Source organism: Corynebacterium sp. HMSC065D07 (assembly GCF_001810695.1).
In the GTDB taxonomy this organism is placed as follows: Bacteria; Actinomycetota; Actinomycetes; order Mycobacteriales; family Mycobacteriaceae; genus Corynebacterium; species Corynebacterium hesseae.
In genome coordinates this window covers 173861-185278 of sequence record NZ_KV802434.1, presented here as the reverse complement: position 1 = coordinate 185278, position 11418 = coordinate 173861, and the positions used below count along the sequence as shown (strand labels likewise).

At 57.4% G+C, this 11418-nt stretch carries 10 protein-coding genes; all 10 read right to left on the bottom strand.

What is annotated here, in order from left to right; translation table 11 throughout:
- Positions 1-321 precede the first annotated feature (321 nt).
- Positions 322-1581 (bottom strand): tyrosine--tRNA ligase, encoded by a 1260-nt coding sequence (tyrS, locus tag HMPREF2760_RS04785; RefSeq protein WP_070523122.1) that lies wholly within the window; start codon positions 1579-1581, stop codon positions 322-324.
- 75 nt (positions 1582-1656) lie between these two features.
- Positions 1657-1845: a Trm112 family protein gene (locus HMPREF2760_RS04780; protein WP_070523125.1), complete on the bottom strand. Its 189-nt coding sequence runs from the start codon at positions 1843-1845 to the stop codon at positions 1657-1659.
- Between the two features lie 11 nt (positions 1846-1856).
- Positions 1857-2456 carry a hypothetical protein gene (locus HMPREF2760_RS04775; RefSeq protein ID WP_070523128.1) on the bottom strand — a complete coding sequence of 200 codons (600 nt, stop codon included), beginning with the start codon at positions 2454-2456 and terminating at the stop codon, positions 1857-1859.
- Positions 2457-2491: 35 nt separating this feature from the next.
- Positions 2492-4060, bottom strand: coding sequence for a vWA domain-containing protein (locus tag HMPREF2760_RS04770; protein ID WP_070523133.1), 1569 nt, complete (start codon positions 4058-4060; stop codon positions 2492-2494).
- Positions 4061-5215: a hypothetical protein gene (locus HMPREF2760_RS04765; RefSeq protein ID WP_070523136.1), complete on the bottom strand. Its 1155-nt coding sequence runs from the start codon at positions 5213-5215 to the stop codon at positions 4061-4063.
- A 173-nt stretch (positions 5216-5388) separates the two neighbouring features.
- Positions 5389-6426: an ornithine cyclodeaminase gene (locus HMPREF2760_RS04760; protein WP_070563332.1), complete on the bottom strand. Its 1038-nt coding sequence runs from the start codon at positions 6424-6426 to the stop codon at positions 5389-5391.
- A gap of 26 nt (positions 6427-6452) precedes the next feature.
- Positions 6453-7970: an amino acid permease gene (locus tag HMPREF2760_RS04755; protein WP_070563330.1), complete on the bottom strand. Its 1518-nt coding sequence runs from the start codon at positions 7968-7970 to the stop codon at positions 6453-6455.
- A 213-nt stretch (positions 7971-8183) separates the two neighbouring features.
- On the bottom strand, positions 8184-9608 hold the full coding sequence (gene argH / locus HMPREF2760_RS04750; RefSeq protein ID WP_010190047.1) for an argininosuccinate lyase: 1425 nt from the start codon (positions 9606-9608) through the stop codon (positions 8184-8186).
- 32 nt (positions 9609-9640) lie between these two features.
- The gene (locus tag HMPREF2760_RS04745; RefSeq protein ID WP_010190050.1) at positions 9641-10855 is read right to left on the bottom strand and encodes an argininosuccinate synthase; all 1215 of its coding nucleotides are present in this window, start codon (positions 10853-10855) and stop codon (positions 9641-9643) included.
- A 75-nt stretch (positions 10856-10930) separates the two neighbouring features.
- Positions 10931-11416: an arginine repressor gene (locus tag HMPREF2760_RS04740; RefSeq protein WP_010190051.1), complete on the bottom strand. Its 486-nt coding sequence runs from the start codon at positions 11414-11416 to the stop codon at positions 10931-10933.
- Between the last annotated feature and the right edge of the window lie 2 nt (positions 11417-11418).

The following is an 11418-nucleotide window of genomic DNA, read 5'->3' as shown; positions in this document are numbered from 1 at the left end:
CACACTATTGAGTTCTCAAACATCGTTCGCACACTCAGCGCAATGAATCTTTATCATTCACCGTCTTGAGCGGCTGGAGTTCACACTCTAGTAAACAAGTTTAAACCTTGTCAACTGGGAGTTAATCTCCGTGTCACCAGCGTCTCGCGGCGACTTCGATAAATATACGCACACCCCCAACAAACAACAAATCCCCAGGTATTCATGCTTTTTCGAGCAGTTCTTATCCCGGTTGTGAATCGCAGGTCTAGAAAAACGACGAATCCCGCCGCACAAGGCGGCGGGATAGGCATGGTCTGCTCCGACTAAGAAGACCGGTTGTTAGCTGAGCTTGGCACCGGCGAAGTTCTTCTTTCCTCGTCGCAGAACAAGCCACGAACCGTGAAGCAGATCCGTAGCGTCCGGCTCCCACTCATCAGACTCAATGCGCTTGTTGTTGACGTACGCGCCACCTTCCTTGATGGTGCGTCGGGCAGCGCCCTTCGAATCGGCCAAGCCAGCGGCAACCAACAAATCAACAATGGTTCGCGGCTCCCCTGCGGAAATCTCTGCCACAGTGGTCTCAGACAAGGCACCAGCCAGGGTATTTTCGTCCAAATCAGTGAGCTCAGCTTTGCCGAACAGTGCCTGCGCTGCTAGCTCCACAGCCTTCGTAGCCTCTTCACCGTGCACCAATGTGGTCATCTCCTGGGCCAACCTGCGCTGCGCTTCACGACGGAATGGTTCGTCCGCGACCTTCTGTTCGTAGGAAGCAATCTCTTCCTGATCAAGGAAGGTGAACCAACGCAGGTAGTCGATGACCACAGAGTCGCCAGCGTTTAGGAAGTACTGGTACCACGCGTACGGGGACGTCTTCTCCGGATCCAACCACAGCTTTCCGCCACCGGTGGATTTACCGAACTTCTGCCCCTGGGCGTCCGTAACCAACGGAACGGTAAGGCCGTGAACCTTCGCACCGTTGACACGTCGGTTGAGATCCACGCCGGATACGATGTTGCCCCACTGGTCGCCACCGCCGATCTGCAGGACACAATTCAGCTCGTTATGCAGGTGCACGTAGTCGTTGGACTGAAGCAGCATGTAGGAGAACTCAGTGTACGAGATTCCGTCGGACTCCAAGCGACGCTTGACCGTGTCACGGTCCAGCATCGTATTCAAAGAAAAGTTCTTTCCCACGTCGCGCAGGAAGTCAATGACAGACATCTGAGAAGTCCAGTCCGCGTTGTTGACCATGGTCGCCGCGTTCTCACCCTCGAAGTCAATGAACTGGCGCAGCTGCTTCTTGATAGCCACCATATTCTCATTGATGGTCTCCTGCGAAAGCATGGAGCGCTCCCCCACATCCCGCGGGTCGCCGATTTGCCCCGTAGCGCCACCAGCGAGGGCGATTGGGTGATGCCCGGCCTTTTGAAAACGGCGCAGCATAATCATCGGCACCAAGTGGCCCGCGTGCAAGGAGTCACCCGTGGGGTCGAAACCGCAATATAGAGTGATGGGTTCCTCGCAAGCCGCGCGGAGGGCGTCGAGATCTGTGGACTGGTTAATGAGGCCGCGCCACTGCAGCTCATCAATGATGTTCATGGAGGCTCCTTTTACTTCGATTCCGGCTGGACGGGATAAGTGTTCGCAAAGACCACTAAATTCGCGGGATGCGTCTTAGGCATCGTCGTCAGTTGGCGGCCACGGTGTTGCGTGATCGGCCAGCATGACGGGAATACCGTTTTCAATGGGATAGGCCACCCCTAGCCGGTCATTGACCAGTACCTGTTCTTCTTCCAGGTAGTTCAGCGGGCCTTTGTCCTGCGGACACACCAAAATGTCGAGCAGCTTCGGATCAAGACTCATACCCGCCAACCCTACACCTCCTTGGAATCTGCAGAAGGAGTGGTCCCACCAAATTGCAGCTTCAGCGCCATGGAGTGATCCTGCAGGCCACGGACCGAGTTCTGGGCAATGGCGTCACGAATCTCCGTCATCTCTCGATTGAGTATCCCCAGCGCCTCAGTTACCTCTTTGACCGCTGCGGGCTCGTTGAGTTCCGTTACTTCTAAATAGGACTTCACCAAACTGCTCGAGTGCTCCTCAATCATGTCGCGGACAAGGGACTGCTGACTTGGGGCATCATCGAGCCTGTCCCAGTTGTTGAGCACCCACGTTGCCGAGGCGTCGAACTCCGTCCACGCGCGATCTACGGGCGCCGGAATGTCTCGGTGGTGCAGGCTGTAGCGAGTGCTCTTCAGGCTTGTGGTCAGCCGGTCCGCCTCAGACACCGGAGGGGCCGGAAGCTCCTTGCCCTGCCTCTCCGGCGGGATGAGAAATCCGGCTGCCGCGCCGCAGCTGGCCGCCACGATTGGCCAAAGGAATCCCAGGCCGCCGCCAGTGAGGAAGTGCAAGGCAGCGACGAGCACCGTCACTACAACTGCGGCAATTACCTTGCGAGGGGTTACGTCGTCCATGGATGCCTGCCTTCCTTGACAATGGAGAGGGTGATTTACTGATAAGCGCGAATTTCTTCGAAGGCCCCGGCCAGATCACCGTCGATGGCGTTGAAGGTTTTGCCGCCGGTGAGTTGGGCTAGCTCCTCCATCTCTTGAACATTGGCTTCACCGTACAAGATGACGAACACCGGGATATCCTTCTTGTCCGGTGGGAGCTGTTCATACGCCTCCTTAAACTGAGCAAAGGTTCGGCCGCGAGTGACCTCACCGTCGGTCATGAGCACCACGGTGCCAATATCGCCGTCGCCAGTGCTCAGCTCATCAAAGGCTTTAAGCACTGAGTCGAACGTGGCGGTTTCTCCGTCGGCCTGCAAATCCTCTACTCGATCCGCCAGTTCTTTGACCGAGCCCATGTTTTCGGTATCCATCACCGCGCGGGTCACTGGCTGAGGTTCGGACGAGTACGGCATGAGCTTGATTTGCTCGCGGTTACGGAAGGCAACCTGGCCTTGTTCTGCGGTATTGCCGTCCGCAGAGCCGTCGATAAGCGGGCGCAAGCTGCTCTTGAGAAGCTCGATACGCTCACCTTCCATAGAACCCGAGGTATCCAGCACAAGAGACGTGTTGCCGGGTTTGCGCAGCTCGTGGGCGAATGCGGCCTCCAGCGCCTGTGCAGTCTTCTCGTTAGCGGGATAAGGAAGCTCGAACATGGTGCCCGGCAGATCGGAATTGTCCACACGCAGGTGGTAGCTCTTCAGCAGCTGGGAAGAATCACGCAACCAATCAGCCAACGCCTGCACCTTAGCTTCTGCGTCATCGTCTGGGGAGCTATGAAGGGCCGTGAGTGGATAATCCGCGGAAATGACACCATCGGAAGGAATGACCACTTGTAGGTCTGCGCCTTCGTCCTGGAGCTGATAGAGCACGGATTCGTAGTTAATAATCGCGTCCGCTTGCTCCGGATGCTCGCGGAAGCGATCCGCCAACCACCCCGAGGAGCCAGAGGTGAGCGTCTGATTACCAAACAGGTCTTGGACCTTGTCCGAAGCCTTGTAGATATCCTCCTCCGTTAGCGCTCGGCCAGTGTCCGCGAAAGCGGTGGTGGCCGCAGACAAGGCGGAGAAACCCGAGTTCGACGTTGATGGGTCGGTCATCCCAAAGGTGATACCTGAATCTGAAATCTCCTGCCAGGTCGGCTGCGTGGTGTCCCATCCGTGCTTGCGTGCGATATCCTTATGCACGCCCAACGCCACAGGTGAGCGCGCGACGCTGAATTCCTTTCCCAACTTGCTATCGGCACCAATGATGCGGGCGTAGCGGTTGGTGGCGAACCACGTGGCGTCATAGTGACGGTCAAAGGTTCCTTGTTGCAGCGAACGGGAGTTCTCCAACGTGCCTGACTCCGTGGTCATGGTGATATCAAAGCCGAGCTCCTCGGAGGCCTGTTCCAGGACCGGCTCCAGCGGTGCAAGCTCCGTTGCGGCGACAATCTTCAGGTCACCGTCTTGCTCTTGCTCGCTTGAGGTTGAGTCGTCGAGCCAACTGTTTCCACTGACAGCGGAACAAGCAGCAAGAGTCATCATGCACGACACGGCGACGAATGCCTTCAGGGATCGCAACATTCACATCATCCTTTCCGGGAGTTCGTTTCCCGTGATTAATCCCAGCTCTTGCTGAATGGCTTCAAAGTCTTGCCAAGACGTGGGAGGTTGTTGAGTTGGCAGAGGGAGAGGGCTGTACTCCACGTCGGCGACCAGCTTGTCGAAGATGCTGGTCGGCTCCGTGCGGTATCCCTGCATCGCGGCAACACCTTGAATTGAACGGTCACTCACGGCGGCGGCGAAAGCCTCACCTTCCTCCGTTTGCGGGACGACGGTGGAGGTCAGCATTGCACCTGGGACGAGAGCTAAGGGAGTGTAGTCCTTGAGCTTCGTACTGCCCTCAGAATCTGATTGCTTTATAAGTTCGGCTACGTACTCGGCTTCGGTGGCCAACACCATGGGCATCTCGCCCTTCCCAAGACGCAGGTAGGTATCAAAAATTCCCTGCGTGCTAGCCTCTCCGTGTCCTTGACCGACGAGTAGTCGCTGCATGGCATCATCACCGCCTGCTCCTCCCCCGACGGAACGAATCAGGGCGGCATACTGCAGAGCTGCATTGGATTCGCGGAGGCTGGGAACCGCAACATCGACAACGCGAGGAGATCCAAAAGACGGGCTAATATCGCGCCAGCGTGTGCCTTCCTTTGACATCTCGTTCAATTTTGCAAGATCGAGGGACTTGTTACCGCCGTTGTCAACCACCAAGCCTTGAGATTCCATATCACCCACCAAATCCGTATAGACCAGTGCGATGAGTGGCGTAGAGAATGCAACCACCGAGCCGGGGTCGGCCCCAGTGATGGTCGTGAATTTATCTTTCGTCTCAGCAACACGTGCCGCGCCATCCACGACGGGCATGACGAAGTCATAGTCAGGGTCGGGCCTGCTAGCAATCTCTACCAAGTCCTGGGGCGAGAAAACGTCATACGCCACCGAGATGCCAACCTCTGCAAATACTTGTTGCTGCTCCGCGGCTTTAAAAAACTCCTCATCTTCCGGACTGATGGCACCCTTCACGTGGAGGAGGTCGCGATGCGAGGAGGGCGAACTGGGAAAGCTAAAGCTGGGCATCGAAATCCAGCCACGCCCCACGACCACGGAGACGATAGCGACAACCAGGAAGGCGAGGGCTACGATAACTGACTTCTTTCGTCCACCCGGCTGTGCGCTACTCATGACCTAAATCATAAAAGGCACTCCGCCATGGTGCTCGACTTACCGATCGCGCACCCCCGATGCAGTCCCCCGCTGCTGCTATCCGAAAGCGGTTGCCTTAATAAGAACTGCAGAGATCAATGCGGCCACAGCGGGACAGAGAAAAGGGCGGCGACTCTGTCCCGACCATTGGGCTAAAGAAGCGAAGGCACGTTCGCGACCAATGAGAAGAGATCCTTAGGATCCTCCGGGTTGGCAATGATATCGATCTCTGACTCCAAGTCAGTGCCTCTTACAGAATCACGAAGGTAGCGAAGGGCAGAAAAGTCATTGATGGCGAATCCGACATCGTCGAAAAGCGTGATCTGGTCATCGCTTTCGCGGCCCGTCGCCTGCCCAGTAAGTACCTGGTAGAACTCGACCACTGGAAAGTCTGCCGGCTTCTGTTGAATCTCGCCCTCGATGCGCGTCTGTTCTGGGAACTCAACAAAGACCTTGGACTTGTCCAAGATTGAGCTCTCTAGCTCGGTCTTGCCCGGGCAGTCACCGCCGACCGCATTGAGGTGCACGCCAGGTGTGACGTGATGCTCGGCCAGGATTTGGTTCTGGGCTTTATCGGCCGTGCAGGTGGTGATGATGTCGGCGCCCTGTACGGCTTCATCAACACTTGAGCAAGCTGTGATGTTGAATCCCAATGGCTCCAAGTTTCGCTGGAACTTTTCTACTGCCTTCGGGTCAATGTCATAAATAGCGATGTCATCGATCCCCATTACACCGCGGAATGCAAGGGCCTGGAACTCTGACTGCGAGCCAGCCCCCACCATGGCCATACGCTTGGAGTCTTTTCTGGCTAGGTGCTTTGCCACCATGGCGGAGGTGGCCGCCGTGCGCAGTGCCGTAAGCAAAGTCATTTCGGCCTCGAACGTGGGGTAACCGTTGTCGACGTCAGCAAGCACGCCAAAAGCAGTTACCGTCTGAAAGCCACGTGCGGGGTTCGAAGGATGACCATTGACGTACTTGAAGGAGTACTCCTTGCCATTGGAGGTAGGCATGAGTTCGATGACGCCGAACGGGGTGTGAGAAGCCACGCGTGCGATTTTGTCGAATCGCTCCCATTCGCGGTAGTCCGCCTCAAGGTAGTCCACCATTCCGATAATGATGTTTTCTACTCCCTCACGCTGTATCCAGCGCGCCATATTCTCTACATCTACGAACTTGACAGCATGGTTCATTGCAATCTCCGATCTTGATTCTTGTATTAGTTCTTCGGGTGAAGGTCCGTCTGCGGCGCGGCTGGGAAGCGTGAGGTGGGAAGGTGCTTGGCCTTCCTCTCCGCCGCGATGGTGTAGATACGCTCACGCCAGGCAAACCACATGGCAGCGAACACCGGAATGAGAAGCAGCGTAGAGGCCAGAGCGAAGGTTCCGATTGGGTAGTCAAAAGCCATAAGGATAATGACCACCGCGATGAAGGCAAGCACAGACCAATCACCTGCTTGGCCGAAGGGCGAGCGATAATTTGGACGGGTATAGCGCCCCTTCTTTGCCAGGTGCACAAATTTGATGTGCGACATGGCCACGGCGGCCCACGACGCCAACGTGCCCAGCGCGGCCAGATTCAACACGATCTCGAAAGCCATCTCGGGCACCACATAGTTAAGAAACACACCAGCGAGACCGACGAAGGCGGCCATCACGATGCCTCCATAAGGAACGCCAGATTTGGACATGCGGGCACCGAATTTGGGCCCGGAGCCAGCAGTAGACATGTTGTACATGATGCGGCCCGTCGAATACAGACCGGCATTCAATGAGGAAATCGCAGCGGTGATTACCACCAGCTGGAAGATAGGCGCAGCATAACCTGCGCCAAGTGACTCAAAAAAGGTCACGAATGGCGATACTTCTGTGACGTAGGTGGTGCAGGGCAAAACCAGGGTCAGCAGCAGCACGCTGCCGAAATAAAAGACCACGATACGGAATAGAACACTATTCACCGCACGCGGAATATGCTTTTCGACGTCCTTTGTCTCACCCGACGTGGTACCTACCAACTCGATGCCTGCATAGGCAAAGACAACGCCCTGGATGACAATTACTGCAGGCAACAGGCCATTAGGAAGCCAACCACCGGCATCAGTAATAAGGCTGAACCCGGTTGGATCACCGTTGGGGTGGCCTAGTATGACCACACCGATCGCCACGACCATGAAGATGATCAGCGCAACGATCTTGATCATGGAGAACCAATACTCCAGTTCGCCAAAGATCTTCACCGAGAGCATGTTGAACAAAAGGATGCTACATACGACGCCGAGGGCGAGCAGCCACTGCGGAACCGCGTCCAACCACGAGGTATATTGCCCAAACCATTTGATGTAGATAGCCACCGCGGTACCATCCGCCACCAAGGTGGCTGCCCAATTTCCCCAGTAAAGCCAGCCCGTCACGAAGGCAGTCTTTTCACCGTAGAACTCACGCGCATAAGAGACGAAGGAACCCGAACTCGGGCGATACACGATGAGTTCGCCGAGCGAGCGCAGAATGATGTAGCCGAAGAATCCACACACCAAGTACAAGACGGCGAGGAACGGTCCCGCCGTTTGTAGGCGCCCGCCGGTGCCGAGCAGCAACCCGGTGCCGATGGCAGAGCCAATGGCAATCATCTGCAGCTGACGGTTGCTCATCCCCTTCTGGAGACCGTGGTCTTCCGAAGCATAGACCGCTTTCTCTTTCTCATGAGACTCCGTGTTGGGCGGCCGAAGTGTTTCAGTCATAAGGAAAATAGTCCTTTCCGAATCCGGAACGCGATGGAGCTTCGCATTCCCTAAGGAAACGTTATAGGAACCTTATGAGACACACCTCACGTGTACCCCCGTTTTGTGGTGCACGACAACTATGTGCAGTGGAAAAGAGCGCTCTGCGTCACCCCCACATAAGAAAAGAACCGCATGGTCATAAGGACCATGCGGTTTAAGAAGCTGGCGGGTTTAGCGCAGCGGAATCTGCGCCCATTCGCGCGCGCCACGAGCACGCTCGCGAACCTTTTCGCGCTGTTCCACCACGCGGATACCGGCGGTGCCGCCCTTAGTGGAGCGCGACGCCACTGCCCCATCAATGGTCAGCACCTCGCGAACCTCTGGGAGCAGGCGCTTGTCGACGCCCGCCAATTCCTCATCAGTGAGATCCACCAGGTCAACGCCGCGGGACTCTGCAATCTGCACGCACGCACCGGAGGCCTCATGAGCCTCGCGGAAAGGAACGCCTTGGCGCACCATCCACTCAGCCAGATCAGTGGCCAAAGTGAAACCGCGCGGTGCGAGCTCGCGCATGCGATCTTCGTGGAAGGTCAGGGTTTCGACCAATCCGGTCATCGCCGGCAGCAAGAGGTTCAACTGCGCCACCGAGTCGACGATGGGCTCCTTATCCTCCTGCAGATCACGGTTGTAGGCCAAGGGCTGCGCCTTAAGCGTTGCCAGCAGCCCGGTAAGGTTGCCGATGAGCCGGCCGGTCTTGCCGCGGGTCAACTCCGGTACGTCCGGGTTCTTCTTCTGCGGCATGATCGACGAGCCCGTGGACCAGGCATCATCCAAGGTGACGTAGCCATACTCTGGAGTACACCAGTAGATGATCTCCTCGGATAGGCGCGACATGTCCACGGCAATCTGGGTAAGGACGAAGGCCGTTTCGGAAGCAAAGTCCCGTGCTGCCGTGCCATCCAGAGAGTTCTCTGCGGAGGAGTCGAAACCGAGCTCCTCGGCGATAGCCTCCGGGTCCAAGTGCAGCGAGGAACCAGCGAGTGCACCCGAGCCATAAGGAGACACGGCTAAGCGCTTGTCCAGATCCTGGAGGCGCTCAATATCACGCAGCAACGGCTGGGCGTGTGCGAGCAGCTCGTGCGCTAGCAGAACTGGCTGCGCTGCTTGGGAGTGGGTCTTGCCCGGCATGATGGCATCCGGGTGAGCCTCGGCCTGATCAGCCAGGGCTTCCACTAAGTCGGTGACTTGGAGCGCGATATCGCGGATGGCGTCACGAATCCACATCCGGAACAGGGTGGCTACCTGGTCGTTGCGGGAACGTCCAGCGCGCAGGCGTCCACCAACCTCGGGGCCAACAATGTCGATGAGCCCGCGCTCCATCGCGCCGTGGACGTCCTCGTCTGTCGGCAGCGGGGTGAATTCACCAGAAGCAACCTTCTCCCCTAATTCGCTCAGGCCGTTGAGCATGGTGTCCAGGTCGGCGTCGGACAGCAGTCCAGCCTTGTGCAGGACCTTAGCGTGGGCCTTGGAGGCCAGCACATCATAGGGGGCGAGGACCCAGTCGAAGTGGGTGGATACGGACAGGGCAAACATCGCCTCGGAAGGGCCGCCCGAAAAGCGGCCTCCCCACAACGCGCCCTCGTTAGTCTTGTGCATCGTTTCCTTATCTTGACCTTGGCTGTGCTGGTTTACTTGCCTGTGGGGAAACCGCCGTCGCGGTCACGCTGGTTGGAGATCTGCGTCGACAGACCGTGCAGCTGGACAAAGCCCTTGGCCGCAGTCTGATCGAAGGTATCACCGGTGTCATAGGTGGCCAGGTCGAAGGAGTACAACGACTGGCCAGAGCGACGGCCATTGACGGTGGCGGTGCCGGCATGCAGAACCATGCGAATATCGCCGGTGACGTTCTCTTGGGTGGACTCGGTGAAAGCATCCAGGGAGCGCTTCAGCGGCGAGAACCAGAGACCATCGTAGACCTCCTCGGACCAGCGGGCGTCCGTGAGGCGCTTGTAGCGGGCCAGCTCACGCTCCACGGTGACATCTTCCAGCGCCTCGTGGGCCTTGATGAGCACCATGGCGCCAGGAGCTTCGTAGACCTCGCGGGACTTGATGCCCACCAGGCGGTCCTCCACCATGTCGAGACGGCCAATGCCCTGTGCACCAGCGCGGCGGTTGAGCTCCTCGATGGCCTGAAGGACGGTCACCGGCTTGCCGTCGATCGCAGTAGGAACACCCTTATCAAAGGTGATGGTCACCTCGTCCGGGGCATTGCCCAAGTCCGGCTGCTCGGTATAAGCGTAGAGGTCCTTTGTCGGCGGGTTCCACAGATCTTCCAGGAAGCCGGTCTCGACCGCACGGCCCCACACGTTCTGGTCAATCGAAAACGGGGACGCAGCGGACTGCTCGATCGGAAGGTTGATTTCCTCAGCGAAGGCAATGGCCTTATCGCGGGTCCAGGCGTAGTCACGCGCCGGCGCAATGATTTCCAGTGCCGGATCCAATGCGCGGAAGGAGACCTCGAAACGCACCTGATCGTTACCCTTGCCCGTGCAGCCGTGCGAAACATGGGTACCACCGTGGGCCTGAGCGGCCTCTACAAGGTGCTTGACGATGAGCGGGCGCGAGATAGCAGACACCAGCGGGTACTGCTTCATGTACATGCCGTTCGCCTTGATGGTGGGCAAGCAGTACTCTTCTGCGAACTCATCTTTTGCGTCGACAACGATGGACTCGACAGCACCGCAGTCGAGAGCACGCTGGCGCACAGATTCCATATCCTCGCCGCCCTGACCAAGGTCAAGGGACACAGCGATAACCTCGCCGCCGGTCATCTTGGCCAAGTAGGGAATGGCGACGGAAGTATCCAGACCGCCAGAGTAGGCAAGCACAACGCGTGCAGTCATAGTAGTTTGCTCCTTTAAGACAGACAGGTGCTAAAAATTGAACTGATTTATATTATACAGACTTACGTATAAATGTTAAATGCCGCGGCTGGTGAGCTTTTCTGCAAGCTCACGGCCTCCTAGTCCTTCACGCGCTAGGACAAAGATGGTGTCATCGCCTGCAATACAACCCACCACATCTGGCAGGCCCACACGATCAATGAAGGATGCTAGGTACTGGGCAGCGCCCGCGGGCGTGCGGAGCATCGCGATATTGCCGGAGAAATCGTGGGAGACCACGAGTTCATCGAGCATGCGGCGCAGCTTCTCGCGCGGACCGTTGAGCTGGTCTTCGAATTGCTCCAACTCGCCGCCCACCACGTAGAAGGACCGGCCACCATCGCGTTTTACTTTCTTGGCGCCCAGCTCATCGAGGTCACGCGACAAGGTGGCTTGCGTGATGTCGATTCCCTCATCGAGCAAGAGCTCGGAGAGCTGGACTTGGCTCGTGACCCGTGTGCGGTCAAGAATCTCCAAGATCTTTGCTTGGCGGGCATTGCGCGTCGTTGGGGTTGTCGTCATTC